At 70.6% G+C, this 25,683-nt stretch carries 26 protein-coding genes; 9 read left to right on the forward strand and 17 right to left on the reverse strand.

Annotated features, from left to right (window positions below; genetic code table 11):
• Positions 1-21: 21 nt before the first annotated feature.
• The 8 genes from P5P86_RS19150 to P5P86_RS19185 form a co-directional block, all read right to left on the reverse strand.
• The gene (locus P5P86_RS19150) at positions 22-999 is read right to left on the reverse strand and encodes a glycosyltransferase family 4 protein (RefSeq protein ID WP_280609043.1); all 978 of its coding nucleotides are present in this window, start codon (positions 997-999) and stop codon (positions 22-24) included.
• The gene (locus P5P86_RS19155) at positions 996-2,099 is read right to left on the reverse strand and encodes a glycosyltransferase (RefSeq protein WP_280611292.1); all 1,104 of its coding nucleotides are present in this window, start codon (positions 2,097-2,099) and stop codon (positions 996-998) included. The genes P5P86_RS19150 and P5P86_RS19155 overlap by 4 nt, the downstream gene beginning before the upstream one ends.
• Before the next feature lie 18 nt (positions 2,100-2,117).
• Positions 2,118-3,500 (reverse strand): tyrosine-protein kinase domain-containing protein, encoded by a 1,383-nt coding sequence (locus P5P86_RS19160; protein ID WP_280609044.1) that lies wholly within the window; start codon positions 3,498-3,500, stop codon positions 2,118-2,120.
• Positions 3,501-3,612: 112 nt separating this feature from the next.
• Complete coding sequence (locus P5P86_RS19165; RefSeq protein WP_280609045.1) at positions 3,613-5,361, reverse strand: DUF4012 domain-containing protein; 1,749 nt, start codon at positions 5,359-5,361, stop codon at positions 3,613-3,615.
• Between the two features lie 95 nt (positions 5,362-5,456).
• Positions 5,457-5,741: a hypothetical protein gene (locus tag P5P86_RS19170; RefSeq protein WP_280609046.1), complete on the reverse strand. Its 285-nt coding sequence runs from the start codon at positions 5,739-5,741 to the stop codon at positions 5,457-5,459.
• 243 nt (positions 5,742-5,984) lie between these two features.
• Positions 5,985-6,281, reverse strand: a complete 297-nt coding sequence (locus tag P5P86_RS19175) for a DUF1416 domain-containing protein (RefSeq protein WP_280609047.1) — start codon at positions 6,279-6,281, stop codon at positions 5,985-5,987.
• A gap of 1 nt (position 6,282) precedes the next feature.
• Positions 6,283-7,131, reverse strand: a complete 849-nt coding sequence (locus tag P5P86_RS19180) for a sulfurtransferase (RefSeq protein WP_280609048.1) — start codon at positions 7,129-7,131, stop codon at positions 6,283-6,285.
• A 55-nt stretch (positions 7,132-7,186) separates the two neighbouring features.
• On the reverse strand, positions 7,187-7,672 hold the full coding sequence (locus P5P86_RS19185; RefSeq protein WP_280609049.1) for a DUF4395 domain-containing protein: 486 nt from the start codon (positions 7,670-7,672) through the stop codon (positions 7,187-7,189).
• Between the two features lie 314 nt (positions 7,673-7,986).
• Between P5P86_RS19185 and gmd the strand changes: the two genes are divergently transcribed.
• Together gmd and P5P86_RS19195 are read left to right on the forward strand one after the other, a co-directional pair.
• Positions 7,987-9,006: a GDP-mannose 4,6-dehydratase gene (gene gmd / locus P5P86_RS19190; protein ID WP_280609050.1), complete on the forward strand. Its 1,020-nt coding sequence runs from the start codon at positions 7,987-7,989 to the stop codon at positions 9,004-9,006.
• Positions 9,003-9,920 (forward strand): GDP-mannose 4,6-dehydratase, encoded by a 918-nt coding sequence (locus P5P86_RS19195; protein WP_280609051.1) that lies wholly within the window; start codon positions 9,003-9,005, stop codon positions 9,918-9,920. The genes gmd and P5P86_RS19195 overlap by 4 nt, the downstream gene beginning before the upstream one ends.
• A 42-nt stretch (positions 9,921-9,962) precedes the next feature.
• Here the strand turns inward: P5P86_RS19195 and P5P86_RS19200 are convergent, their stop codons facing one another.
• From P5P86_RS19200 to P5P86_RS19215, 4 genes are all read right to left on the reverse strand, one after another.
• Positions 9,963-10,298: a thioredoxin family protein gene (locus P5P86_RS19200; RefSeq protein WP_280609052.1), complete on the reverse strand. Its 336-nt coding sequence runs from the start codon at positions 10,296-10,298 to the stop codon at positions 9,963-9,965.
• Positions 10,299-10,549: 251 nt separating this feature from the next.
• Positions 10,550-11,539 (reverse strand): hypothetical protein, encoded by a 990-nt coding sequence (locus P5P86_RS19205; RefSeq protein ID WP_280609053.1) that lies wholly within the window; start codon positions 11,537-11,539, stop codon positions 10,550-10,552.
• A gap of 168 nt (positions 11,540-11,707) precedes the next feature.
• Positions 11,708-12,616, reverse strand: coding sequence for a hypothetical protein (locus P5P86_RS19210; RefSeq protein ID WP_280609054.1), 909 nt, complete (start codon positions 12,614-12,616; stop codon positions 11,708-11,710).
• A gap of 125 nt (positions 12,617-12,741) precedes the next feature.
• Positions 12,742-13,014 carry a MoaD/ThiS family protein gene (locus P5P86_RS19215; RefSeq protein WP_280609055.1) on the reverse strand — a complete coding sequence of 91 codons (273 nt, stop codon included), beginning with the start codon at positions 13,012-13,014 and terminating at the stop codon, positions 12,742-12,744.
• A gap of 94 nt (positions 13,015-13,108) precedes the next feature.
• On the opposite strand from P5P86_RS19215, the gene P5P86_RS19220 reads away from it, so the two are divergent.
• Together P5P86_RS19220 and mshD are read left to right on the forward strand one after the other, a co-directional pair.
• Positions 13,109-13,834 carry a response regulator transcription factor gene (locus P5P86_RS19220; protein WP_280609056.1) on the forward strand — a complete coding sequence of 242 codons (726 nt, stop codon included), beginning with the start codon at positions 13,109-13,111 and terminating at the stop codon, positions 13,832-13,834.
• 85 nt (positions 13,835-13,919) lie between these two features.
• Entirely contained in the window at positions 13,920-14,726 is an 807-nt protein-coding gene (gene mshD, locus P5P86_RS19225; protein WP_280609057.1) for a mycothiol synthase, read from the forward strand.
• A gap of 58 nt (positions 14,727-14,784) precedes the next feature.
• Here the strand turns inward: mshD and ygfZ are convergent, their stop codons facing one another.
• From ygfZ to P5P86_RS19240, 3 genes are read right to left on the reverse strand one after another with little or no spacing between them, the layout of a single operon-like run.
• Positions 14,785-15,729, reverse strand: coding sequence for a CAF17-like 4Fe-4S cluster assembly/insertion protein YgfZ (ygfZ, locus tag P5P86_RS19230; protein WP_280609058.1), 945 nt, complete (start codon positions 15,727-15,729; stop codon positions 14,785-14,787).
• Positions 15,722-16,174 (reverse strand): Fur family transcriptional regulator, encoded by a 453-nt coding sequence (locus P5P86_RS19235; RefSeq protein ID WP_280609059.1) that lies wholly within the window; start codon positions 16,172-16,174, stop codon positions 15,722-15,724. Before P5P86_RS19235 ends, ygfZ begins: the two co-directional genes overlap by 8 nt.
• A complete protein-coding gene (locus P5P86_RS19240) occupies positions 16,161-16,676 on the reverse strand; it encodes a heme-binding beta-barrel domain-containing protein (RefSeq protein ID WP_280609060.1) in 516 nt (171 codons plus the stop codon). Before P5P86_RS19240 ends, P5P86_RS19235 begins: the two co-directional genes overlap by 14 nt.
• Before the next feature lie 44 nt (positions 16,677-16,720).
• Here P5P86_RS19240 and P5P86_RS19245 point away from each other — a divergent pair, with 44 nt between their 5' ends.
• Both P5P86_RS19245 and P5P86_RS19250 read left to right on the forward strand, forming a co-directional pair.
• Positions 16,721-17,083: a DsrE family protein gene (locus P5P86_RS19245; RefSeq protein WP_280609061.1), complete on the forward strand. Its 363-nt coding sequence runs from the start codon at positions 16,721-16,723 to the stop codon at positions 17,081-17,083.
• A 51-nt stretch (positions 17,084-17,134) separates the two neighbouring features.
• Positions 17,135-20,029, forward strand: a complete 2,895-nt coding sequence (locus P5P86_RS19250) for a hypothetical protein (RefSeq protein ID WP_280609062.1) — start codon at positions 17,135-17,137, stop codon at positions 20,027-20,029.
• A gap of 163 nt (positions 20,030-20,192) precedes the next feature.
• On the opposite strand, the gene P5P86_RS19255 is transcribed toward P5P86_RS19250, so the two are convergent.
• Complete coding sequence (locus P5P86_RS19255) at positions 20,193-21,212, reverse strand: alpha/beta hydrolase (RefSeq protein WP_280609063.1); 1,020 nt, start codon at positions 21,210-21,212, stop codon at positions 20,193-20,195.
• A 74-nt stretch (positions 21,213-21,286) separates the two neighbouring features.
• On the opposite strand from P5P86_RS19255, the gene P5P86_RS19260 reads away from it, so the two are divergent.
• From P5P86_RS19260 to P5P86_RS19270, 3 genes are all read left to right on the forward strand, one after another.
• Positions 21,287-23,455, forward strand: coding sequence for an RNA degradosome polyphosphate kinase (locus P5P86_RS19260; protein WP_280609064.1), 2,169 nt, complete (start codon positions 21,287-21,289; stop codon positions 23,453-23,455).
• Between the two features lie 146 nt (positions 23,456-23,601).
• Positions 23,602-24,219 carry a DUF47 domain-containing protein gene (locus P5P86_RS19265; protein WP_280609065.1) on the forward strand — a complete coding sequence of 206 codons (618 nt, stop codon included), beginning with the start codon at positions 23,602-23,604 and terminating at the stop codon, positions 24,217-24,219.
• On the forward strand, positions 24,220-25,236 hold the full coding sequence (locus P5P86_RS19270) for an inorganic phosphate transporter (RefSeq protein WP_280609066.1): 1,017 nt from the start codon (positions 24,220-24,222) through the stop codon (positions 25,234-25,236).
• Between the two features lie 61 nt (positions 25,237-25,297).
• Here P5P86_RS19270 and P5P86_RS19275 read toward each other — a convergent pair whose 3' ends face one another.
• Positions 25,298-25,468 carry a hypothetical protein gene (locus P5P86_RS19275; protein ID WP_280609067.1) on the reverse strand — a complete coding sequence of 57 codons (171 nt, stop codon included), beginning with the start codon at positions 25,466-25,468 and terminating at the stop codon, positions 25,298-25,300.
• Positions 25,469-25,683: the final 215 nt, after the last annotated feature.

Raw genomic sequence — 25,683 nt, forward strand, 5'->3', positions numbered from 1 at the left:
CCTTGCGCCAGCGCGAAGACCTCATCGTCCCGACTCCATAGCGCGCACCGCCGTAGAAACACGCTCTGCTACCGAGTCCCAGGACGGTCTCGAAACATCGTTCTCGCGGACCGGGGCAGCGAGACCCGATAAGGTTGTCGCGGCGTGTGCGAATGCCTCGGCGTCATCTTGGTCAGATACAGCGATTCCGCATTCAGCGACGATCTCGGCTACTGCTCGGCATCCCTGGTAGTAGACCACCGGTGTGCCGCAATGAATCGCCTCCAAAGCTGGCAGTCCGAAGCCTTCGACGATGGATGGCATCAGGAGCGAGCGGGCTCCTCGATAATAGGAGGCGAGGCGCTCGTCGTCGATCGCTGTGATCATGTGACATCGATCAATGACCCCAGCTTGCGCGGCAGCGCGACGCGCGGGTTCGACATCTGTGGTGACGACGACCAGTTCATAGCCCGCCAGGAAGGTTAGCGCTCTTACGACGACTCCGAAGTTCTTGTGTGGCTTCGTGTTCCCCACATAAAGTACGTAGGGTCGATCTAGCTTTTGTCTCGGCCCATCTGGAATGAAGTGCTCTGAGCACGCGTTTCCCGTCGTATGGACGACGACTTGGTCGTTTGAGAGCCACTCGCGAATCGCCGTCGCTGACGTCTGCGAGACAGTCAGGACGTGTCCTGCTCGCGCAACGGCCGGCTTCACGAGCCTCTCGTAATATCGCTCGTGCGCTCTTCCTGCCAACCCAGGTTGCGGGTGGGTCAAGTGGATCAGGTCATGGATCGTCAGCAACTGGCGAGCTCGCGACCGCCCGGTCCCGAAGCCTGGGCTGTAGATGACGTCGTCTCGTCGAGGGACGCGCCACCCGCGGGCGACGTACGCGAGCGGAGATGTCGGACTGCCAGCGACGGGCAGGCGATGGAATGGCATGTCGAAGCGGGAGAGTACCTCGCGGGCGTAGCGAGCGATGCCGTGGTTGCCGGTATAGCGCTGATCGATGAAGAGCGTCATGATCGCGTCACCCAGTGCTCGACGCGGGCGCCGAAGGCTTGCCGTGAGAACTGACGGCATGCCTTCGGGACGGCCGCCATCTCAATGCTCATGGCCTTCGCCGCTGCCACTGCGAGTTCTGGCGTTGAGAGCGATCCGTGAACAGGGATACCGCCACCTACAGCGCGCATGCTCTCGGATGCTCCTCCGTCAGCGTTGACCAGCACAGGCGTGCCGGCCGCCATGGCCTCGACCGGCATGATGCCGAAGTCTTCAACGGCGAGGAAGACGAAGAGGGCAGCACGCTGGTACAACGCATACAGCATCTCGTCCGTAACGCGGCCGAGGAACGTGACCGGCACGCGAGCTGAGTCCGCGTGCGCACGAAGCTCAGCTTCGCCCGGGCCGGCGCCGGCGATCGCCACGGGCATATCAAGCCGATTCCCAAGATCGATGACGCGGTCAAGACGCTTGTACGACACCAGTCGCGACGCACCGAGGAGGAACGCCTTCTCCGGCAGCGCGGACAGGTGCTGCGCCTCTTCAGCACTCACCACGTCGCCCCACCTCTCGACCGAGACGATTCGCTCGATGTCGACGGGCGGATAGATGACCTCGGCATCGACGCCCCACGAACGTCGGATCCGATCACGGACGTAGCGGCTGTTGGCGGCATAACGGACGCGGGGATCCACGAGTCGTCGATCGAGAGCTTTCAGCGGTGCCGCCGCGAGCCGCAACGACGCCCGGTCCCCTCGTGGCTCCACCTCGGGAGCCCAGAGGTAACGAGCCGGCGTATGCACATAGGCCAGTCCCCTCTTCCCGCGCCTCACAGCGTGCGTCGCAAGCTGATGGCCGAAGGCATGCGACGAGGCGAGGACCGTGTCGTAGCGCGTGACGTCCATGCGGCGCCAGGCGCTCGGCACGAGGGGCAGAGAAGCAGCCTTCCTGCCCCGCATCGGTGTCCGCGCCAGCCACGATTCGGAGACAGGCCGATCGAACGTATGCGGCATGTTGTTCCACAAGCATGCCGCGTCAGCCCCAGGGAAGAGCTCGAGAAGCCCCCGAAAGACGTTCTCTGAGCCTCCGGTCGACTCGATCCACTCGTGCGAGATCAACATCTCCACGTCGAACTCCCGTCAAGCAGACGGGCTAGCGGAGTTGTCCGGCGCGTAGCCGTACCCATAGCCGTAGCCGTAGCCGTAGCTACGCCCCTTCGTCGGTGCCATGTTCATGACGACGCCGACCAGTCGCGCGTCGACCTGCGCCAGTCGCTCGCCCGAGAGCTTGACCTGGTCCCGCGTCGCCTTGCCGTGCCGGACGACGACGAGAGCGCCGTCGGCGTGGCTGGCGATGAGAGCCGCGTCGGTGACCGGGAGGAGCGGCGGGGCGTCGATGAGGACGACGTCGTACTGATCTCGCAGCGTGCCGAGCAGGTCGGCCATCGCCTTGGACTGCAGCAGCTCGGCGGGGTTCGGCGGGATGGGGCCGGAAGCGAGGAAGGCGAGCTTCGAGTCATCGTGGATCTGGATCGCGTCCTCGAGCTTCACCTTGCCCACCAGGACGTTGGTGACGCCGACCGCTCCGTCCAGCCCGAGCCGGAGGGCCGCTCGTGGACGCCGGAGGTCGCCCTCGATCAGGACGGTGCGGACACCGGCCTGGGCGAGGCTGATCGCGAGGTTGACGGCCGTCGTCGTCTTCCCCTCGCTCGGCACCGAGGAGGAGACGACGTACACCTTCTGCTCCCGGTCGACGTCGACGAACTGGAGATTCGTCCGCAGCACCCGGAAGGCCTCCGCGCGCGGCGAGTGCAACTCGATGTCGGTGAGGAGCGGCTTGTCCTTCGCGCTCGGGTCGAAGCCGATCGCGCCCAGCAGGGGCTTGTCGATGATCTGCGCCAGGTCGTCGGTCGAGGTGATCCGGGTGTCCAGGGTCTCACGCAGCACAGCCTGGCCGACACCGATCAGCAGCCCGAGCACGATGCCCAGGCCGACGTTGCGGGGCAGGCTCGGAGAGACCGCTGCATCGGAGTACGACGCGTTGTCGATCACTGTCGCCTTGATGGTGGGCTGAGAGGCTCCAGGCGGAGTCTCCAGCTGACGCACCATGTCGACCATCTGCTCGGCGTACGCCTGGGCGATCTTCTGGGCCACGTGCGGATCCGCGTCGGTGGCGGTGATGGTCAGATTGACCGTGTTAGCGGCCGTGGTGGCGGAGACCTGGCCGGCGAGCTCGGTCGGCGTCATGTCCAGGCCGCTGGCCTGGATGACCTTGCTCGCCAGATCCCGGCTGCTCACCAGCTGCACGTAGGACTGCACCCGATCCTGGGTGTACTGCCCGCTCTGGAACTGCACGCTGGAGTCGTTGGTCGCACCGGTGCTGATGAACAACGTCGTGTTCGAGGCGTACATCTTGGTCTGCGCGAGCGTGTACGCCAGCGCCAGCGCGCCGAGCACGACGACGCACGCCACGATCGAGATCCAGCGTCGCCGCAGGATCCGTAGGTAGTCAGCGATCTCCACGAGAGTTGTTCCTTTCTTGCCTCGCATCGTGCACGAGGATGACCGGCCCGAGCGTCGGTGCCTTTGTTCAACTGGTGGTGCATGCCCTCGCAGGCGTGGGTGGATCAGGGGCTCAACATGCCGACCGCACCGCGGCGGAGGCTGCGCCGGCCTGGACGGACGGCGTCACGTTGACGCGGGTGGGACCGATCTGACCGGCACCGGACGTCATCGTCCAGCTGAGGTCCTTGCTCTTCCCGGGCTCGAGCAGCACCCAGGTCTGGATGACCTTGCGACCGTCCAGCACGGCGTCGAACTGCGGGAAGTCGAGGTCGTTGTCGGCGAACTTGCTCGTGCCTCCGCCGGAGGGTGCGAAGACGTAGACGGCCACGAGCATGTCGCCGGCCGACGACTTCGGCAGCCCCTGACCGGTGACGTACGCCGGCAAGGTCGTCCTGGCATCCTTCGGCGCGGTGGAGGTCAGGGTGAGCGATCCGGAGAGGGTCTGGACGCCCCGGACGCACGAGGTCGCCGCGACGTGGCTGTCGTAGCGCAGGTAGTAGCTCATCTTCGACAAGGTGGCGTCGGCGAAGTAGATGCCGACCTGCGGGTCGCGCTGGGCATCCCCGGTGCTCAGGCTGCCGGCGACGACCGTGGAGGCCAGCCGGCTCTGCACCGAGCCGTCGAAGTCGTGGACGAGGATCCGGTGCTCGTCGGCCGCCTGCTGCAGCGCCGTGAGCAGGTCCTTCTTCGAGCCGGAGAACGACGTCACCCGGTTGAACACCGTGCTCGCGACCTGGGCGAAGAAGGCGTCCTCGGCGGCCGGGTCGGGCAGCCGCTGGTAGACCTTGCTGAGCAGCTCGTCGACCACCGTGTCGGACGTCAGCTGGACGCCGTCGACATCGACCGGGCCGAGGGCGCGCAGGAGGTAGGAGAGCGTCACGGTGTCGAGCGAGACGACGCCGTCGATCTTCTCCGGCTGGGTCTGCTCCCAGCGCGCCTTCCACAGGTCAGCGCTGCGGGCGAAGTCGGGCGTGAGGTTGGCGTCCACGAAGTAGCGGCCGATGTTCCCACCGAAGATCTTCTGCTCGGCCGGCTGGATCGGCAGCACCGGGGCGGGCGACTCGCCGAAGGAGGCGCCGGACACCTCGCGCACCATCGAGATCCGGCCATGGTCCACGTGCAGCAGCGACACCGCTCCCGGCAGGCCGCCGGTCGCGCGGATCTCGGCGTTGTTCTGCATGATCAGCAGGTAGTTGCGTGGCCCGTCGGCGCCGAGCATCTGCGGAAGCACCCCGAGCGCGCGGTGGGCGACGGCCATCGCGTCGGTGGCGTCGTCCACCTCCGACTGCAGATCGCGATAGCGCAGCTTCAGCGAGGTCATGTAGCCGCTCGGGTCCTCGCCGGCCAGCGCGGTGCGCGCCCGGGTGAGGGCCGCGTAGCTGTCGTCCACCGGGCCGGTCATTGACTGCAGCCTGGCGGTGTCGATCCCGCCGTTGCGCGGCAGCACGGCGTCGAGGTCACCGACGGTGTCGGTGAGCTCGCTCAGGCCGTGGTGTGCCAGGTCATGGCCCACCCGGCTCACCGTGCGTACGCCGCGGGCATCGTCACCGACCACGGGCAGGTGGGTCAGCAACGACCACACCGGCGAGTCGGTCGCGTCGGCAGCACTGTCGGCGTGCTCGGAGAACCGCTTCGAGGCGCTGGTGACCTGCGCCGGGTCGTCGCCGAGCGCCGCCGTCTTGAGGGCCGAGGCGTCGTCGGCCGCCGCCTTGAGGTTGTGCGCGGCGTCCCACAGGAGCCAACCGGCGTACGCGATCACCAGCACGACGACCACACCGAGGGTCCCCGAGACCCAGCGCCAGGGGTGCTGCACCCGCATGACTTCCACTTCCTGCTGTCGAACCACGTGCTTCAAGCAGCGCGGACCCCCGGCCCTCAGGACCGGGGGTCCGCACCGCGAAGGACCTCAGAGGGTCACTTCTTGGTGTCCTTCTTGATCTTCGCGAGGAGCTTCTTGGCCTTGGCGCTGGAGATGACGCCGGCCTTCTTGGCGGCCTTGACCTCGGCGGTGAGCTTCTTCGCCTTCTTCTTCGAGATCTTGCCCGGCTTGCTGATGGCCTTGGTGACGTCGCTCTTGACGACCGAGGCGGTCGGCGTCGACGGGCCGTAGTCGGCCAGCGCAGGAGCCGTGCCCGCGAAGGCCAGGGCGCCGAGGCTGAGGGCCGAGGCGGTGGCCACACCGGCGATGAACTTCTTCATGAATGTCTCCTCCTGCCCGGGCGCCCGAGGCGACCGGTCGATGTCACGGTGAGGCCTATCAGACCACATGGGACGGTCCCATATACACAAAACTGGGGATTTCTGGACAACTTCCGTCAGCCGAGATGTTGCCGTGTTCTTTCTTTCGGCCGATATCGGCGATCGAAGAGTGATTTCGGGCAGTGCCATAAAAAGTGACACCCGCCACAGCGAAGCTGTGACGGGTGTCGGGACGCGTCTCGCTCAGAGGCTGATGGTGACCTCTGCGACCGAGCCGACGTGCGCCAGGATCTGGCGGTCGACCGGCTCGGCCTTCGGCGCGAGCGTGCGCAGCGTCCACTGCCCCTCGCCGGCGAAGAAGCGGAAGTGCCCCGAGGCAGAGGTCGGGACCTCGGCGGTGAACTCACCGGACTTGTCGAGCAGCCGGACGTAGGCGTTGGCGATCGGCTCGCCGTCGCGCACGACCTGGCCCTGGATCACCGCCTCCTTGGCGACGTTCACGCCGTCGAGGCTCAGACCACCAGCGGTAGCGCCGCACATGTCAGGCCTCCCCGGGCTCGTCGCCCAGCGCGACCGGCACGCCGACGAGGCTGCCGTACTCGGTCCACGAGCCGTCGTAGTTCTTCACGTTGTCCTGACCGAGCAGCTCCTTGAGCACGAACCAGGTGTGGCTGGAGCGCTCGCCGATGCGGCAGTAGGCGATCGTGTCCTTGTTCCAGTCGACGCCGGCCTCGGTGTAGATCTGCTTGAGCTCGTCGTCGGACTTGAAGGTGCCGTCGTCGTTCGCGGCCTTCGACCACGGCACGTTGGCAGCGGTCGGGATGTGCCCCGCACGCTGAGCCTGCTCCTGCGGCAGGTGGGCCGGGGCGAGCAGGCGACCGGCGAACTCGTCGGGCGAGCGGACGTCGACCAGGTTCTGGGTGCCGATGGCGGCGACGACCTCGTCGCGGAAGGCGCGGATCGAGCCGTCCTGCTCCTGAGCCACGTAGCTGGTCTCGGGGCGGCTGGGCAGCTCCGAGACGAGCTCGCGGGAGTCGAGCTCCCACTTCTTGCGGCCGCCGTCGAGCAGCTTGACGTCCTGGTGGCCGTAGAGCTTGAAGTACCAGTAGGCGTAGGCGGCGAACCAGTTGTTGTTGCCGCCGTACAGGACGACGGTGTCGTCGTTGGCGACGCCGCGGCTGCTCAGGAGCGCCTCGAACTGCTGCTTGTTGACGAAGTCGCGGCGGACCTGGTCCTGCAGGTCGGTGGTCCAGTCGAGCTTGATCGCGCCCTTGATGTGGCCCTTGTCGTACGCCGACGTGTCCTCGTCGACCTCGACCAGCACCACCTTCGGGTTGTCCAGGTTCTCCTCCACCCACTGGGCGGAGACGAGAGCGTTCTCGCGGGTCATGGTGTGTTCCCTTCGGTTGTGAAGCGTGTTTGTCAGAGCGTGTGAAGTGATGGCGTCAGTGGGCGAGGCGCTGGATGAGCAGGTACATCTCGCAGCCCAGGCAGAACCGGAAGAGCGCGTTGAGCAGGGCCGCCACGAGGGCGAGGCCGATCGCGATCTGGCCGAGCAGCGTCACCCCCGCCAGGTACCCCACCAGGGCGACCAGCGTGAACACCAGGCCGACCGTCTGGGCGAACCGCGGCGGGGCGGGATCCTCCAGCTCGACCGGCGGCCGCAGCCGGGGTCGCACCAGCCGCCTGAAGAGCACGGCGGTCGGCGTGCGCTGCACCCCGCGCGCCGCCCCGAGCCCGAACAGCACGGCCTGGACCGCTGTCAGCACCGCGGCGGCCGGGGTCGGGAGCAGCAGGATCACGATCAGGACGACAGCGGTGATCCCGGCGGTGAACTGGGGCCCGCGCGGGTCGATCCCCGGCCCTGCGGCAGGCGCCGCGACGGGCTCGGCGTACGGTCCCCGGGCCGGTCGGGGGGCGGTGGCGGACATGGATGCTCCGGAGTCGAGGTGGCAGATGGCTGGTCAGCACGCGTCGACGGCCATCGCGAGCCCCTCCCGGGGCGTCAGGCGGCCGTCACCAGGACATTCGACACAGCGACGAGCGCACGCGGCAGTGGTCCACTGCGCGGCGCTTGGTCAGCATGGTCGAGAGCACGATGCGACTCTAGGAGGGATTTCCGGCACAACGAAACTCGCGTCTCAAATAATGGTATGCGTGTCCATTTTTTGAGACGGCGACGCTCGGCCACACCGATCCCCCGCGCCACCACGGCGGGCGTTGCCACCCTCCGTATGCTGCCGCAATGACCAAGCGCGCCCTCATCACCGGGATCACCGGTCAGGACGGTTCCTACCTCGCCGAGCTGCTGCTCGAGAAGGGCTACGAGGTGCACGGCTTGGTGCGACGCAGCTCGAGCTTCAACCGCGCTCGGATCGACCCGATCTACCTCCACCCCGACAACGCCGGCCGGCTGAGCCTGCACTACGGCGACCTCACCGACTCCACCAGCCTGACCAACATCGTGCGCGCCGCCGCGCCCGACGAGGTCTACAACCTGGCCGCGCAGTCGCACGTCGCAGTCAGCTTCGAGATGCCCGAGTACACCGCCAGCGCCGATGCCATCGGCGCGATCCGGCTGCTCGAGGCGGTCCGCCAGCACGCCCCCGACGCCCGGTTCTACCAGGCGTCGACCTCGGAGATGTTCGGGCTCACCCCGCCACCGCAGCACGAGGGGACGCACTTCCACCCGCGCTCGCCGTACGGCGCCGCCAAGCTGCACGCCCACTGGGCCACCGTGAACTACCGCGAGGCCTACGGCCTCTACGCCGTCTCCGGCATCCTGTTCAACCACGAGTCGCCGCGGCGCGGGGAGTCGTTCGTGACGCGCAAGATCAGTCTCGCCGCCGCGCGGATCGCCGCGACCGGCTCGGCGAGCGGGGCGACCGGTGCGCTCACGCTCGGCAACCTCGACGCGATCCGCGACTGGGGCTACGCGGCGGAGTACGTCGAGGGCATGTGGCGCATGCTCCAGCAGGACGAGCCGGCCGACTTCGTGCTGGCGACAGGGGTCGGCAGCACGGTCCGCGACTTCTGCGAGCTGGCCTTCTCCCACGTCGGCCTCGACTGGCGCGACCACGTCGTCACCGACCCCCGCTTCGTCCGCCCCGCCGAGGTCCCCGAGCTCGTCGGGGACGCCTCGCACGCGGCCAGCGAGCTGGGCTGGAAGGCGACCACCTCGGTCGGCGAGCTCGCACGGCTGATGGTGGACGCCGACCTCGCCGCGCTCGGCGCCACGTCCAGCGCCGCCGCCGAGCGCGCGTGATCGCCCTGGTCACCGGCGCGACCGGTCAGGACGGCATCTACCTCAGCCGGCTGCTGGCCGATGCCGGTACGACGGTGCTCGCGGGCCGGCGGTCGCCCGGCCCGCGGGACTGCTACCTCGCGCATCGGCTGATCACCCTGGTCGACCTCGACGTCACCGACACCGCTGCCTTCGCCGCCCTCCTGCGCGCCCGGCAGATCGACGAGGTCTACCAGCTCGCGGCGATCTCCTCGGTCGCCCTGTCCTGGGACGACCCGCGCGCCACCGTCGCTGTCAACGCGGAGGCGGTCGAGGGCATGCTCGCGGCGGTGCGCCACATCCGGCCGAGCACGCGGTTCTTCCAGGCATCCTCGGTGCAGGCCGGCCCCACCAGTCCCTACGCCGCCTCCAAGCTCGCCGCCGAGGGGTCGGTGGCCGACGCCCGTGCCCGCGGCGTGTTCGCCGTGGCCGGCCGGCTGGCCAACCACGAGTCGCCACTGCGCCCCGTGCACTTCGTGTCACGACGGATCGCCCGCGCCGCGGCCGCCGGCGACGTCCTGGACCTCGGGGACCTCTCCTCCGAGCGGGACTGGGGCCACGCCCGCGACCACGTCGCCGCGATGCCGTTGCTGCTGCGGCTGCCCGAGCCGCTCGACGCCGACATCTGCACCGGTGTGCGGCACCCGTTGCGCGCGCTCGCGGAGGCGGCCTACAGCGCTGCGGGACTGGACCCGGCGACCCACATCGTCGAGACCGGCGCAGTCGCGCGCCCCGCTGACCCCGTCACGGTGGGCGGCTCGCCGGAGGCGATCACGGCCGCGACCGGTTGGCGCGCGCGGACCTCGATCGCCGCGTTGATGGCCGAGCTGGTCGCCGTCGAGCGGCGTCGGCTCGCCTCAGGGCTGGAGGACGACGTCACCTATCTCGCCGTGTGATGCCCACCGTGGCCAGGAGGTCACTCTCAGCAGCACGAGGCGCTAGGGGATGGCGCTGAGCACCTGCTCCTTGCGGGGTGCTCCGGCCGCCCGCGCGACCTCGTTGCCGGTCGCGTCCAGAACCAGTGTGGTGGGCGTGCGGGCGATGCCGAGCCGGCGCACGACGTCGAGGTGGTGCTCGGCGTCGATCTCCACGTGCACCACGCCCGGCACGAGGTCGGCCACCTCGCTCAGCACGCGACGGGTCGCCCGGCACGGCGCGCAGAACGCACTGGAGAACTGCACCAGCGTGGCCCGCTCACCCGGCGCGAGGCTCGCCACCGCCTCGCCCAGGCTCCCCCACGCCGAACCGTCACGTTCGGCGGGTCGAGTGGTCACTTCCTGCTCCCCTCCCGCGCCTGGCAGCGCGCGCGTCCCACGAAAGCGGCCGTCGGTCAGCAGCCGGTAGCCGCCGAACCCGAGGGCGAGTACGACGGCGGCGAGCACGATCCAGAGTCCGACCACACCGGGTGCAACGCCGTACGTCGCCGACCAGATTCCCGCGACCGCGCCGGAACAGGACGGGCGGGGTCGCCCCTGCTGAGAGGGGCGACCCCGCAACGGTGGGTCTCAGGGTGCCGCGAGGGGGCTCACAGGCCGGGGACGCCGCCGAGCAGCGAGCCGAGCAGGCCGTCCAGCGCGGTGTCGAGCTGGGTCAGCACGCTGGGCACGACGGGCACGCCGGCCTCGTCGAGACCGTCGGAGAGGGTGTTCAGCAGCAGGTCGAGGATGCCCTGCGGCGTGGTCGGCGGGTTGGTCAGCGCGGCCTGGAAGGCGGCGAGCGCATTCTCCAGTGCCTGCTGGAACGCGGCCGGGTCGAGGCTGGAGGCCCCACCGGTGAGCGCATCGACCAGCTGCTGGAACGCCGCGGTCGGGTCGCCCGCGCCGTTGAGCGCGTCCTCGAGCTGCGCGATGGCGTCGGTCAGCTGCGAGGGCGCTCCTGCCGCGATCAGCTGGTCGCGCAGATCATCGAGCACCGCGACGAGCTGTGCCGGGTCCAGCAGGCTGGTCAGCTGCTCGAGCAGCGCCGTCAGCGCGTCGGTGGGGTTGGCCGAGGAGCTGCCGGTCGGGCTCGAGCTCCCGGTCGGGCTGGAGCTCCCGGTCGGGCTGGAGCTCCCCGTCGGGCTGGAGCTCCCCGTCGGGCTGGAGCTCCCCGTCGGGTCGGAGCTCCCCGTCGGGCTGGAGCTCCCCGTCGGGTCGGAGCCGCCCGTCGGGCTGGTGCTGACCTGCGGCGTGCTGACCCCCTGCGGCTGGGAGGTGCTCTGGCAGTTGACCAGCTGCGAGTAGTACTGGGCGTGGGCGAGGCGCGCGTAGCGCAGGTCCAGCCGCGCGAACCGGACGGCCCGCTTGCGGTGGGAGATCGTCCTCTTCGACGCGTGGTGGTGACGGGCCTTCTTCAGTCGCTTCTTGGCGTGCTTGAGCTTGTACTCGGCCACGGCGAGGTGGCTGTTGGCGGCGCTGTAAGCGGAGGACTCCGTCGTGCACTTGGCCGCAGCCTGCGCGTCGTTGGAGAACATGAACGGCATGAGGGCGCCCACCATGAGGGAGGCACACGCGGTGATAGCTACGGGACGCTTCATGCCATCACCAACGACGATGTAAGACAGCGGAAACGGTGGTCTGGACCAGCTGATGTCGGGGTGTCGTCGAGCGCCACGGAGGCGCGTGCTATAAGCCCCGGAAATGCGGCACGGGGCCGTTCCTCGGGGGAGGAACGGCCCCGCGTCGGGGCTCGCGATTGAGCAGGATCAGCCGAGGCCGCCCAGGCCGCCGCCCAGACCGCCACCGAGGCTACCGAGCAGCTGCGTCAGCGCCGAGGTGATCTCCGAGGAGCTGCCGCCGCCCGTCAGCGCGGCGACGACCCCGTCGATGACGTCGTTGAGCTGGCTGATCACGCCGGGCAGCGTGGGCACACCGGCCGTGGTGAGACCGTTCGCCAGGGAGCCGAGGATCAGGTCGACCAGACCGGCCGGGTTGGTGGTCAGCGAGCTGAAGTCGAAGTTCTGGAAGGTCGCCACCGCGTTCTCGAAGGCCTTCTCGATGGCCGTCGGGTCGAGGCCGAGCGCGCTGAGCTGGCTGAACAGCGAGGTCAGCTGACTCGGGTCGATCGAGTCGGCGCCGCTGGAGATGGCAGCGGAGAGCTGCTTGATGACGTCGGCGAGCTGGGCGGCGCCCGGAGCACCGGAGGCCGCGAGCTGCGTGGCCAGCGCGTCGAGAGCATCGGTGAGCTGAGCCGGGTCGAGCACACCCTGCAGCTGACCGAGCAGCGAGGTCAGCGCGCCGGCGGTGCCGGTCGCTGCCTGGTTGGACGCCGTCGTGCAGTTGGTCTGCTGGGAGTAGTAGTTGTTCCGAGCGGCGCGGTCCGCGCGGACCATGGCACGCAGCTTCTTGACCTTCTTCTGCTGGTGCTTGATGACCCGGTGGGACCGGTGGTGCCTCTTGAGCTTCTTGAGCTTCTTCTTGGCCTTGTGCAGCTTGGCCTGGTCGCTGCCCAGCTTGGCGTTGGCCGTGGCGTAGTGCGATGACGCCGTGCTGCAGGAGGTGGCGGCAGACGCGCCCTCGATCCCGATGAACGGGGTGAGCACACCGATGGTGAGCACCGAGCTGAGACCGAGAGCGGCCAGGCGCATCCGCTTGGTGGCGGGGTTCGTGGTCATGGCGGGGACCTTTCGACGGTGGAAGGCCGACGGGGGTCGGCGGGTTCTGTGAGTCGTAACGACCTTGTGACCAAGACGACACGGAGTAATCCTGAGAAATCCTCAGGTCTAGACCAGATGCGCTTTCAGCCCCCGGCGAACGGCGGCAGGAACTGCACCGACTGACCCGGCCGCACCGTCACCTCCGCCGCCTCCTCCGAGGCGGTCGGCCGGTCGTCGACCAGCGTGGCGCAGACGGCGAGTACGTCGCCCAGCCTGGTCCCGGGGTGCAGTGCCAGCACCCGCGCCGTGACCTCGGCGAGGGTGGTGGGCCCGGAGACCTCGAGGATGTCCTGCGCCGTACCGGCCGCGGCACGTGCGCCCGCCCAGTAGTGGACCGAGATGGACGTTTCAACCACTGGCCGCTCACCTTTCGCTACGATGTCCCAACGGTTACGTCACCGAGGCTCAATGTTGCGGCTCGGTGCTCCTTACTCCGACGTGGAGGAAATCATGAGCACCCTTCTGCTTCTCACCGGCTCGCTCCAGCCCTCGGCCGAGGTCCTGCCCGGCCTCGCCCTCCTGGGTCACCAGGTGAAGGTGCTGCCGGCCGAGGGTAGCGCTCTACTCGATGCGCCCGGCGCCGACCTGCTGCTGGTCGACGGCCGCCAGGACCTCGCCCAGGCCCGCGACCTGTGCCGCCTCATCCGTGCCACCGGCGCCGAGATGCCGGTGCTGCTCATTGTCACCGAGGGCGGTCTGGCAGTGGTCGCGCACGACTGGGGCATGGACGACGTCCTGCTGCACACCTGCGGCCCCGCCGAGCTCGAGGCGCGCATCCGGCTGGCCATCGGCCGGCTCACCGCGGCCCGCGTCGCGGCGGACCCCGACGCCCACGTGATCCGCTCGGGCGAGGTGGTCGTGGACGACGCGACGTACACGGCGAAGGTGAGCGGACGACCGCTGGACCTGACGTTCAAGGAGTTCGAGCTGCTGAAGTTCCTGGCACAGCACCCGGGGCGGGTCTTCTCGCGCCAGCAGCTGCTGCAGGAGGTGTGGGGCTACGACTACTTCGGCGGCACCCGGACCGTCGACGTCCACATCCGCCGCCTGCGCGCGAAGCTCGGCCCGGAGAACGAGACGCTGATCGGCACCGTGCGCAACGTCGGCTACCGCTTCGTGGTGCCGACCAAGGAGAAGGAGCAGGCGGGCGACGTCGCCCAGCTCGCCAAGGCCTGAGGCTGTCGATGGGGCACGCCGCATCGACAGGGCCCGCGGTCACCTGGTGACCGCGTAGCCCTGCGAACACCCTAGGGTGAGTCGCATGCTCGACATCCCCGCGCTCGCCCGCCTGACCGAGGCCGCCGACGGCGTCGCGCCGCTGGACGAGTCCACGCTGCTCGCCGTGCGCCACCGCCCGGACTCGGTGCGGGTCTGGGGGGACAACCGGGGGTTCGGGCTGCTGCACGGCGACGAGCTGTCGCTGGTGGTGCTCCCGCACGAGCGCGGCACCGGTCTGGGCAGGCGGCTGCTGCTGCAGGCGCCCGACGGCGCCCGGCTGGCCTGGTCCCACGGCGACCACCCGGCCGCCCGGGCGCTCGCGGCGGCGTACGGCTGGGACAGGGTGCGCGAGCTGTGGGTGATGCGCCGGCCGACCACCCTGCCGCTGCCGTCCTGGGAGGCGCCGGCCAACGTCACCGTCCGCGGCTTCGAGCCGGGCGACGAGGAGGAGGTGCTGCGGGTCAACGCGGCTGCCTTCGCCTCCCATCCCGAACAGGGCGCGCTCGACCTGGCCGGCCTGCGCGAGCGGATGGCCGAGCCCTGGTTCTCCGCCGACGGGCTGATCACCGCGTGGGACGCATCGACCCGACGCCTGCTCGCCTTCCACTGGACCAAGCAGCACAGTCCCTCGCTCGGCGAGGTCTACGTCGTCGGCGTGGACCCCGCCGCCCAGGGACGCGGCCTCGGCAAGGTCGTCACCCTCGCCGGCCTGGCGCACCTGCGCGACCTCGGGGTCGACGAGATCCACCTGTACGTCGAGGGCGACAACACCCCCGCTCTCGGGCTCTACTCAGGCCTCGGGTTCTCGCACGCGGCCTCGGACACGCACGTGCAGTACCGGCGGGCCTGACCGCAGCGAGGCATCGCCGCGACGGTCCGCACCGCCCCGGCGGCACGAGGCCCACACGTCAGCGCAGCGGCCGCACGTGCAGCCCGACCTCCGGGTCGACCACCGTCTCCTGCGCCACCGGCATGCCGTCGACGCTCAGCGGCGCATCGACCGCGACCGAGCGCTTGACCAGGCCCAGCGCGATCGGGCCGAGCTCGAAGTGCCGGGCCGACGAGCCGACGAAGCCGACCTCGCGGCCGTCGGGCCCCGTCAGCGCCGTGCCGGCGGCCGGCAGCCTGTTCTCCGAGCCGTCGAGGTGCAGCAGCACCAGCCGACGCGGAGGCCGGCCGAGGGTATGCACCCGGGCGACCGTCTCCTGGCCGCGGTAGCAGCCCTTGTCCAGGTGCGTGCCGACCAGACCGATCTCGTTCGGGATCGTGCGGTGGTCGGTGTCGACGAAGATCCGCGGCTCGCCCCGCTCGATCCGCAGCGCCTCGTAGGCCCACAGCCCGCACGCCGGCCCGGCCGCGTCGACGTAGGCCGGCAGCGCCTCGCGCGGGATGAACGAGGTCCGACCGGACGCCTCCCCGGCCGCCGGTCGCCACACCACCGCCAGCGACGGGTCGGCGCTCACCTCCACCTCGGACCAGAACTTCATCCGCTCCAGGTAGGCCACCAGCGCCTCGCCATGGCCCGGCTCGGTCCACGCGGTGAACGCCGTACCGTCGTCGACACCGGCGAAGAAGTGCTCGAGGTGTCCCTGCGGCGAGAGGATCAGCGCCGAGGTCCACACGCCCGCCCCGAGGCCCTCGAAGGCCTGCGAGGTCAGCGAGTGCAGCCAGGTCAGCCGGTCCGGCCCGGCGATGCGCAGCACGTCGCGGTGGGACAGGTCGACGAACCCCTCCCCCGAGGCCAGCGTGCGCTGCTCCACGTTGAAGGACCCGTAGTGGGCGGCGACCGGCGCGTCCGCGCCCGATCCCGCGACCGCTCCGGGCAAGGACATCAGCGGCGACACGTCACTCATCAACACTCCCACACTCCACACACTCACCGAACATGACCAGGTGACCGAGGTCGGGGACGAACCCCTGCTCCCGCTCCAACCGCGCGGCGAAGTCGCCGGCCACCTCAGGGTCAACAGAGATCACCCGCTGACACTTCCGGCAGACCAGGTGGAAGTGCTCGTGCTCGGTGGTGGAGTGGTAGGTCGCGACGCGCTCGGAGAGGTGGGCGTGCCGCACCAGGCCCAGCTCCTCCAGGACCTCCAGGTTGCGGTAGACGGTCGAGAGGTTGATCGCCGAGGACGACTCCCGCACGCAGGCGAGCACCTCCTCCGGCGTCGCGTGCTGCAGCCTCTCCACCGCGGCGAGGACGAGCTCGCGCTGCGGGGTCAGCCGGTAACCGCTCCCCCGCAGCCGCTGACGCCAGTCCTCCTCGCTCATCGCACCCTCGGCCTCACTGGTCGACACGGTTGAGCTGCGCCCACAGGTGCGGCTGCAGCTCGTGCCCCATCGCCTTCATGTCGTAGGCGTACATCAGCTGGCCCTGCACGTTGCCGTACAACCGGTGGCCGGCGGTCACGTCCTTGGCGGTCTCGGTCTGACCGATGCCGCGCGTGGCGAGCTCGATCTTGCCGTCGGCCGCCTCACCGAACCACACCGACGCCAGCCCGGTGTTGTGCGCCAGCACCATCTCCAGGCGCGCCTTCCCCGGCTCGAGCAGCTGGGAGCGCAGGAATCCGGTCTCCATCGCACCGGGCCGCAGCCGCTCCTTGGTCTCCGGGTCGACCACCCACGAGATCGCCGAGTAGGCCAGGAACGGACGCCCGTCCTGCTGGAAGACCAGCTCCTGCTCGAACTCGAACTTCTCGATGCTCGGGTAGTCGCCGTGCCCGTTGCCGTGCCAGGTGCCCAGCAGCCAGGCGATGGGCGCACAGTCGGGGTGGAGGTTCTCCGGGAGGTGGAAAGGCACGTCGCCAGTCTAGGGGCGCCACCCGCTCTGGCTATCGTGACGCCATGGTCAGGAAGCTCGTCGTGAAGGTCACCGCCGGCGCCGAGGACGCGGAGCGCTGCAACCAGGCGTTCACGGTGGCGGCCGCCGCCACCGCCGCCGGCGCCGAGGTCAGCCTCTGGCTGACGGGTGAGGCGGCCTGGTACGCCGTCCCCGGTCGCGCGCAGCAGTTCAGCCTGCCGATGGCCACCCCGCTGGTCGACCTGCTGGGGATCGTCCTCGCCGAGGGCAGCGTCACCGCCTGTACGCAGTGCGCCGCACGGCGCGGCATCACCGACGCGGACGTGATCCCGGGGGTGCAGATCAAGGGCGCCGCCGTCTTCGCCGAGGAGATCCTGGCCGACGGGGTGCAGGCGCTGGTCTACTGAGCGCTGCTTCGGCCCCTCGAGCGGCCCGGACCCCGATAGCATCGGAGGCAAATGGACACCCCCAACTCACCCGACCGCAAGTGGTTCCGTCGATCGGGTGGCGAGACCGCCGGCGCCGTACCTGCTGAGACCGTCGAGCAGGTGGCCGCCCGTGCCGCCGAACAGGCCGCCGCCGCCGAGCGGCACGCCGGCCTGCGCCGCGCCGCCGAGCAGGCCGCTGCCGAGCAGGCCGCCGAGCGCATCGTCGCCGAGGAGCAGGCGGCCGAGCACGCCCGGGCGCGGGCCGAGGCCGACCGCAAGGCCGCCGACCACGCCGACATGGCGGCCGCCGCCCACCAGGCCCGCGTCGCGGCCGAGGAGGCGGCTGTCACGGCCGAGACCGCCCGCCGTGCCGCCGAGGAGGCGGCCGAGGCGCGCGCCAAGGAGCGGGTCCTCGCCGAGCAGGCAGCGGCCGAGCAGGCCAAGCTGGCCGAGGAAGCGGTACGCCGCCACCGCGACGCCGCGCAGCAGGCCGCTGACATCGCCGCGGCACGGGCACGCGCCGAGGACACCGCGAAGGTCCGCTCCGACGAGGCGGCTGCGGCGCACCAGGCCCGTACCGCCGCCGAGCAAGCCGCCGCGGCCCGCGCCCAGGAGGCGGCCCAGGCCCACGAGGCCAGGACAGCCGCCGAGACAGCGGCGGCCGGCAAGGCGGACGAGGCGGCCGCCGCGCACGGCGCCCGGCAGTTCGCCGAGCGCGTCGCTACGAGCATGGCCGAGAAGGTCAAGAGCGCCGAGGAGGCGCGGGCGGCGGCCGAGTACGCCGTCGCCGCGGCAGCGGCCGCTCGCGAGGCCGCCGAGCAGGCAGCCGCCGCCCACGCCGCCGACCGCGGCGAGGCCGAGCGCAACGCGTCCCTGCAGGCACTGCGCGCCACCGAGGCGCACGAGGGCCGCCGACGCGCCGAGGAGGCGGCGACCGAGCGAGCACGCGAGACCGAGCAGGCGCACGCCGACCGGATCGCCGCCGAGGAGGACGCCGCCCACGCCCACGCCGCCCGCGAGGCGGCCGAGAGTGCCGCCGCCGAGCAGGCACGACAGGCCGCCGAGGCGCACGACCGGCACGCCGCCGCCGAGGCCGCCGCGAGCGCCGCGCAGGAGGCGCGCGAGGCCGCCGAGGCGCTGGCCGAGCGCGCGCACCAGGCCCGCGAGGCCGCCGACCAGGCCGCCGCCGAGCACGCGCGGCTCGCGAGCGAGGCCCACCAGGCGCGCGCCGACGCCGAGCGCGCCGCCGCCGAGCGGGCCCGGGAGACCGAGGCCGCTCACGCCGCACGGCTCGCGTCGGAGGAAGACGGCCGGGCCGCGGTCGAGTCCGCGCACGAGTCCGCGCAAGGTGCCCACACCGCCCGACAGGCCGCCGAGGAGAACGCCGCCGCGGCCCACGCCGCTCGCGAGGCCGCCGAGGGCGCCGCCGCCGAGCAGGCCCGCCTGGCCGGCGAGGCGCACGACCTGCGCACCGACGCCGAGCACGAGGCGGAGAAGGCACACACCTCCCGTCGGGCCGCCGACCTGGCCGCGCACGAGCACGCCGAGCGTGCCGAGCAGGCCCACATCGGCCGCACCGAGGCCGAGACGGCGGCGGCCGAGCAGGCGCGCGCCGCCGAGGAGGCCCACGCAGCCCGGCGCGCGGCCGAACAGACCGCGCAGGACGCGACCGACGCGGCACACGCACAGGCGCAGGAGGCCCACGCCCGGCGTACGGAGGCCGAGAACGTCGGGCACCAGCAGGCCCTCGCCGCCGGCCAGGCCGCCGCCGCCGAGCAGGCCGCCCTCGCCCGCGCCGCCGCCGCAGCCGAGGCGGAGCAGGCGGCCCACCGGGCCGCCGAGGAGCGCGCCCGCGACGCGGAGGCCGCCCACGCCCGCGCGAACGACCATGCCGCGCAGGCGGTTGCCGCGCACGAGGCCCGGAGCGCCGCCGAGCAGGCCGCCGAGGCAGCCGCCCGCTCGCGCGCCGAGGCCGAGGAGGCCGCCGCCGGGGCACACCGGCACGCGGAGGGCTCCGCTGCCGAGCGCGCAGCCGCTGAAGCGCGTACGGCGGAGGTGCTCGCCGCCGCCGCCGCCGCCTCGGAGCTGGCACAGCGACAGGTCGAGGAGGCGTACGCCGCCCGCGTGGCCGCGGAGGAGGCGGCCGCCGAGGCCGCCCGGTTGCGGGCCGACGCCGAGGCCCGGGTCGACCAGCTGGTCATCGACCGCCAGGCGATCGAGTCGTCGATCCGGCACCACACCGAGCTGGTGGAGACGGCGCTGCAGGAGCGCCTCGCGGCCGAGCAGCGCGCGGGCGAGCTCGCCCGTGAGCTGGCCGACCTGCGGGCGAAGGTCGTCGCGACCATCAAGGACAAGGGCTCCAAGCGCAGCCTGCAGGCGCTGGAGCTGGCGGTCGCCGCCGCGCCGGCACCGGTCGAGCCCGCCGGACCCGCCCCCGCGGCCCCCGCCGAGCCCGAGTCGCGGGCGCAGACCAAGAGCGCCTGGGCGCTGGCCGCCGAGTTGGCGCAGACCGGTCAGATCCCGAAGCTGACGCCGGACGTGCTGCGCGCCATGGACGCCGCCGGCGGCACCCTGCCGGACCCGGCCGAGGCGCCCCCCGTCGCAGCGGGCGCGCCGGCCCCGGCCCCCGCTGCCGAGGAGGACATCCGCAGCTTCACGCCGGAGAGCAAGCTCGGCCTGCTCACGGCCGGCGAGGTGACCGTCAGCGACCAGGGCGTGCTGGAGGTCCGCAAGGGCAGCCGCACCTACCGCTTCGACCTCTACGACACCGCCACCGAGGTCCGGATGAACGCCCGCCCGAGCAGCCGCCGCTGGCGGGTGGAGTTCCGCGCCGGCGATCAGGCCGTGGCCGTCGACGGCAAGATGGTCGACGCCGAGGCGTTCACCCGGGAGCTGGCGCGGTGGCGCCCGGAGCTGGGTGGCTGAGCGGGTGGTTGTGACCCCTGAGGGTCAAAACCGAACGCTGGGGGGCGAAGCATTGCCCGATAACCTGCGGTTCTGACCCCTGAGGGTCAAAACCCAACGTTGGAGGCCGAAACATCGCCCAACAACCTGCGGTTCTGACCCCTGAGGGTCAAAACCGCCGCCGCTACAGCCCCGCCCTCAACGCAGCCGCGATCTCGGTGACCGCAGCCTTGGCGCTGCGCCCTGCGCCGATCACGTTCAAGAAGCCGTGGATCTGGTCGGGGAAGCGCCGCATCTCCACCTTGACCCCTGCCTCCTCCAGCTTGCGCCCGTACGCCTCGCCCTCGTCGCGCAGCGGGTCGAAGCCGGCGGTGGCGACGTACGCCGGAGCGACTCCCTCGGGCACCTCGGCGAACAGCGGCGACAGCCGGGGATCGCGAGGGTCCGCGCCGTCGGGGATGTAGGAACTGCCGGCCAGCGAGATGAAGCTCGTGGTCAGGTAGAAGCCCTCGCCGAAGAGCCGGCGCGACTCGGTCTCGCCCTCCATGTCGACCACCGGGTAGACCAGCAGCTGGAAGGCGCACCGCTCGGTGGCGGCCAGCGCGACGCCGGCGGCCAGGTTGCCGCCCGCCGAGTCGCCGCCGACACCGATCCGGGCGGGGTCGGCACCGATCTCGGCCGCGTGCTCGAGCGCCCAGTCGAACGCGGCGAGAGCGTCGTCGTACGCCGCCGGGAACGGGTGCTCGGGGGCCAGTCGGTAGTCGATCGCCAGCAGCCGGACACCTGCCTGCTCGGCGAGGTAACGGCACGACGAGTCGTGCGAGGTGAGGTCACCGAAGACGAACCCGCCGCCGTGGAAGAAGACGAGCAGCGGGCCCACGGCCGGGGCGCCCGTCGGGATGTAGAGGCGGGCAGGAAGGCTGCCGACGCTGAGGGTGCGGACCGACCCGATCTTCTGGGTGCCGCCACCGATGACCGCCTGACGCAGCAGCGCCGCGCGACCCTCGGCCATCGGCCTTGTCGAGGGGTCCGGCTCCCCGGCGAGCGCTGTGAGGCGCAGCATCAGCTGGGTGTCCACCGCGAGCGTCTGGCCGTCGACCACGACGGGACGGCCCGCCAGCCGGCGCTGGAGCGCGGCAGGCAGGTTCATGGCGGTCACGAAGGCGAACTTCTCCACCGGGTGGCGCAGCGACTCAACACTCACGCCCCGAACCTACCGCCTGGTAGCACACCCTCGCGAGGGAGCCGCCGTTCACCTGGGGGTGCCAGACTGACCGCATGACCATCGAGAGCACCGACCGGAGCCCGGAGTCACCCACGCTCGCCGAGGCTCCCGACCGGGAGTACGACCTCGATCCGGTCTACGTCCCCGATCATGACGCCCTGGCCGAGGTGGAGAAGTACGAGGACCGCTTCCTCGACCGCGAGCTGTCCTGGCTCCGGTTCAACCAGCGCGTCCTGGAGCTCGCCGAGGACGAGTCCCTGCCGCTGCTGGAGCGGGTCCGCTTCCTGGCGATCTTCACCAGCAACCTGGACGAGTTCTTCATGGTCCGGGTCGCCGGACTCAAGCGTCGCATCGCGGCCGGCCTCGCCGTCAAGGCGGCCAGCGGCCTGATGCCGCGCGAGGTGCTGGAGCTGATCTGGCGCAACACCCGCGAGCTCTCCGAGCGGCACGCCCGCGTCTTCGGCGAGAAGCTGATGCCCGAGCTGGAGGCCGAGGGCATCCAGCTGGTCCGCTGGAGCGACCTGTCCGACAGCGAGGTCAAGCACTGCAAGAAGCTGTTCAAGGAGCGGGTCTTCCCGGTGCTCACGCCTCTCGCGGTCGACCCGGCACACCCGTTCCCCTACATCAGCGGGCTCTCGCTCAACCTCGCCGTACTCATCCGTGACCCGCACTCCGGCAAGGAGCACTTCGCCCGGGTCAAGGTCCCGCAGATCTTCACCCGGTTCGTGCCGCTGGGCGAGAACCGGTTCGTGCCGCTCGAGGACATCATGCGCGAGCGGCTCTCCAAGCTCTTCCCGGGGATGCAGATCCTGGAGGTGCACGCCTTCCGGGTGACCCGGAACGAGGACCTGGAGGTCGAGGAGGACGACGCCGAGAACCTCCTCGCCGCCCTGGAGAAGGAGCTGCTGCGCCGCCGGTTCGGGCCCCCGGTCCGCCTGGAGGTCGAGGAGTCGATCAGCGACTCGGTGCTGGACCTGCTCGTCTCCGAGCTCGGCATCTCCGAGGAGGAGGTCTTCCGCCTCCCCGGGCCGCTGGACCTGCGCGGCCTGCACGGGATCGCCGATATCAACCGCGAGGACCTCAAGTTCGAGGCGTTCGTGCCCGCGACGCACCGCCAGCTCGCGCCGGTGGAGTCGGCGGCGCCGGTCGATGTGTTCAAGGCGGCGCGGCGCGGCGACATCCTCCTGCACCACCCGTACGACGCCTTCTCGACGTCGGTGCAGCGCTTCATCGAGCAGGCCGCCGCCGACCCGCACGTGCTGGCGATCAAGCAGACGCTGTACCGCACCTCCGGCGACTCCCCGATCATCGACGCCCTGATCGACGCCGCCGAGGCGGGCAAGCAGGTGCTGGTGCTGGTCGAAATCAAGGCCCGCTTCGACGAGCAGGCCAACATCCGCTGGGCGCGCAAGCTGGAGCAGGCCGGCTGCCACGTCGTCTACGGCCTGATCGGGCTCAAGACCCACTGCAAGCTGGCGATGGTGGTGCGCGACGAGGGTCAGTACGGGATCCGTCGCTACACCCACATCGGCACCGGCAACTACAACCCCAAGACCTCGCGGATCTACGAGGACCTGGGCCTGATCACCGTCAACGAGGCGATCGGCGAGGACGTCGCCCACCTGTTCAACAACCTCTCGGGCTGGTCCTCGGCGCCGGAGTACGAGCAGCTGCTCGTCGCTCCCCAGACCGTGCGCAGCGGGCTCGTGGAGCAGATCCACCGCGAGGTCGACCACCACCACAACGGCCGCCCGGCGCGGATCCGGCTCAAGGCCAACTCCCTGGTCGACGAGGCGGTCATCGACGCGCTCTACCTCGCCTCCCAGGCGGGCGTGCCGGTGGAGCTGCTCGTGCGGGGCATCTGCGCGCTGCGCCCCGGCGTACCGGGCCTGTCGGAGACGATCGAGGCGCGGTCGGTGCTGGGCCGGTTCCTGGAGCACTCCCGGGTCTTCTGGTTCGACAACGGCGGCGAGCCGCGGGCTTGGATCGGCTCGGCCGACATGATGCACCGCAACCTCGACCGCCGCGTCGAGGTGCTGGTCGAGATGCCTACCGCCGAGCTCGTCACCGAGATCGGCGACCTGCTCGACCTGGCCTTCGACCCGGACACCCGGGCATGGATCCTCGGCCCCGACGGCGAGTGGACCCTCAACGACGGCTCGGTGGACCTGCAGGCGGCGCTGATCGAGCGGCAGCGGCGCCGGCGCCGCCAGAAGGCGTGAAACCGGCCACTGGAGACCGAACCCTCTCCCCTTCCGTCACGGCCGCGGCGGACTTGCGCCTGCGCGAGACCACTCGCCGCTCACACCCTCACCCACGCGCTCGTCTAGCATGTGAGCGTTCGTCCACCCCACGCCAGGAGTTCCCCGTGCGTTTGCGTATCCGTCCGGTCGAGACATCGTTCTACGACCTCTTCACGGAATCGGCCCAGCACTTGGTCACCGGGGCGGCACTCCTAGCGGAGATGCTGAGCGAGACGGCCGACCACGCGAGCGTCGCGAAGCGGATGCGCAGCGCCGAGCACGCCGCCGACGAGACGACCCATGCGATCGTACGGCGGGTCAACTCCACCTTCGTGACACCGTTCGACCGCGAGGACATCTACTCCCTCGGCTCGGGCCTTGACGACGTGATGGACGCGATGGACGAGGTCGTCGACCAGATCCTGGTCTACGAGGTCAAGGTGCTTCCACCCGAGCTGTCCGACCAGGTCGCGGTCCTGCAGCGCTGCGCCGAGCTGACGGCGGCGGCGATGCCGAAGCTGCAGTCGCTGCGCGACCTCGATGAGTACTGGATCGAGATCAACCGCCTGGAGAACCAGGGCGACAAGAACCACCGCCGCATCCTCGCCAAGCTCTTCTCCGGGGAGTTCAAGGCGATGGAGGTGCTCAAGCTCAAGGACATCGTGGAGTCGCTCGAGGAGTCGATCGACGCGTTCGAGAAGGTCGCGAACATCGTCGAGCAGATCGCCGTCAAGGAATCCTGAGTGACGCTCGGGATCCTGATCGCGGTCGTCCTGATCGCGCTCGCCTTCGACTACACGAACGGCTTCCACGACGCCGCGAACGCCATCGCCACCTCGGTCTCCACCCGCGCCCTGACACCGCGGGTCGCGCTGATCCTGGCCGCGGTGATGAACTTCGTCGGCGCGCTGCTCGGCCAGGAGGTGGCGCACACCGTCTCCGACGTGCTCCGGCTCAACGCCGCCGACGCCCACCACGCGCTCGTGATCGTGCTGGCGTCCCTGCTGGGCGCGATCGCGTGGAACCTCCTCACCTGGTACTTCGGGCTGCCCTCGTCCTCCTCGCACGCCCTCATCGGTGCACTCGTCGGGGCCGCACTGGCCGCCGGGTCGTCGTACGCGTCGGTGCACTGGGACACGATCATCGACAAGGTGCTGCTGCCGATGGTGATCTCCCCGGTCGTCGGCTTCGTGCTCGCCTTCGCGGTGATGCTGGCGATCATGTGGATCTTCCGGCGGCGCAACCCGCACAAGGTCTACCGCGGCTTCCGGCTGCTGCAGACCGTCTCCGCGGCCGCCCTAGCCCTGGGCCACGGCCTGCAGGACGCGCAGAAGACGATGGGCGTCATCTTCCTGGCGCTCACCGTCGCCTACCCCGCCACCTACAGCGGCGAGAACCTGCCGGTGTGGGTGGTGCTCTGCGCCGCCTCCGCGATCTCGCTCGGCACCTACTCCGGAGGCTGGCGGGTCATGCGCACCCTGGGTCGCCGCATCATCCACCTCGACCCCGCCCGCGGCTTCTCCGCCGAGGTGGTCGGCGCCTCGGTCCTCTACGGGACCGCCTACTTCTTCCAGGCCCCGATCTCGACGACCCACACCATCACCTCGGCGATCATGGGGGCCGGCGCCACCGAGCGGTTCAACGCGGTGCGGTGGGGCGTGGCGGGCAACATCGTGATCGGCTGGGTGCTCACCTTCCCCGCCGCCGGGCTCGTGGCCGCCGGGATGTACGAGGTGCTGCGGGTGCTGTTCGGCGTCTGAGGGCCGCGCACCTGACCTTCTTCACCGAGACACGCCGACAGATGGTGATGAACGTCAGGTGTCACGCGGCGGGCAGCTGTCGTTTGAGCCAGACCCGGCGCTCACGATCGGTCAGCGCCCGCCGCTGGGCGACGGTGGACGTGTCGACCCACCAGTGCGGTTGGGCCAAGGTCCACAGCCCCGTACGCCGGCGCGCGGCCGCGCGCTGGTAGGCCGCGACCAGCCGACCCACGAAGCGCTCACGTCACCGCTCATCATGACGACCAGCTCGAGATCGAGACGTCGATAGAGTTCCTCACGATCAAGCTCGCGCTCGCGCGGCTCGAGGCCGTCGTGCGGTGCGCCGTTGTACTCGCCCACCACGCCGGCGACAGGATCGATCAGGTCGGGCGTGACCAGGTGCCTGCCGTGGCCGCCGAAGAGCGGAGCGTTCACAAGCGGTCGCCC

The organism is Nocardioides sp. BP30, assembly GCF_029873215.1.
Lineage (GTDB): Bacteria > Actinomycetota > Actinomycetes > Propionibacteriales > Nocardioidaceae > Nocardioides.

Excerpts from the sequence above, each read along its gene's own strand:
- P5P86_RS19210 (WP_280609054.1), bottom strand. The coding sequence starts at position 12,616 with ATGACCACGAACCCCGCCACCAAGCGGATGCGCCTGGCCGCTCTCGGT.
- mshD (WP_280609057.1), top strand. The coding sequence starts at position 13,920 with ATGCTCGACATCCCCGCGCTCGCCCGCCTGACCGAGGCCGCCGACGGC.
- ygfZ (WP_280609058.1), bottom strand. The coding sequence starts at position 15,729 with ATGAGTGACGTGTCGCCGCTGATGTCCTTGCCCGGAGCGGTCGCGGGA.
- gmd (WP_280609050.1), top strand. The coding sequence starts at position 7,987 with ATGACCAAGCGCGCCCTCATCACCGGGATCACCGGTCAGGACGGTTCC.
- P5P86_RS19220 (WP_280609056.1), top strand. The coding sequence starts at position 13,109 with ATGAGCACCCTTCTGCTTCTCACCGGCTCGCTCCAGCCCTCGGCCGAG.
- P5P86_RS19245 (WP_280609061.1), top strand. The coding sequence starts at position 16,721 with ATGGTCAGGAAGCTCGTCGTGAAGGTCACCGCCGGCGCCGAGGACGCG.
- P5P86_RS19205 (WP_280609053.1), bottom strand. The coding sequence starts at position 11,539 with ATGAAGCGTCCCGTAGCTATCACCGCGTGTGCCTCCCTCATGGTGGGC.
- P5P86_RS19185 (WP_280609049.1), bottom strand. The coding sequence starts at position 7,672 with ATGTCCGCCACCGCCCCCCGACCGGCCCGGGGACCGTACGCCGAGCCC.
- P5P86_RS19165 (WP_280609045.1), bottom strand. The coding sequence starts at position 5,361 with ATGCGGGTGCAGCACCCCTGGCGCTGGGTCTCGGGGACCCTCGGTGTG.
- P5P86_RS19180 (WP_280609048.1), bottom strand. The coding sequence starts at position 7,131 with ATGACCCGCGAGAACGCTCTCGTCTCCGCCCAGTGGGTGGAGGAGAAC.
- P5P86_RS19175 (WP_280609047.1), bottom strand. The coding sequence starts at position 6,281 with ATGTGCGGCGCTACCGCTGGTGGTCTGAGCCTCGACGGCGTGAACGTC.
- P5P86_RS19170 (WP_280609046.1), bottom strand. The coding sequence starts at position 5,741 with ATGAAGAAGTTCATCGCCGGTGTGGCCACCGCCTCGGCCCTCAGCCTC.
- P5P86_RS19155 (WP_280611292.1), bottom strand. The coding sequence starts at position 2,099 with ATGTTGATCTCGCACGAGTGGATCGAGTCGACCGGAGGCTCAGAGAAC.
- P5P86_RS19250 (WP_280609062.1), top strand. The coding sequence starts at position 17,135 with ATGGACACCCCCAACTCACCCGACCGCAAGTGGTTCCGTCGATCGGGT.
- P5P86_RS19260 (WP_280609064.1), top strand. The coding sequence starts at position 21,287 with ATGACCATCGAGAGCACCGACCGGAGCCCGGAGTCACCCACGCTCGCC.
- P5P86_RS19150 (WP_280609043.1), bottom strand. The coding sequence starts at position 999 with ATGACGCTCTTCATCGATCAGCGCTATACCGGCAACCACGGCATCGCT.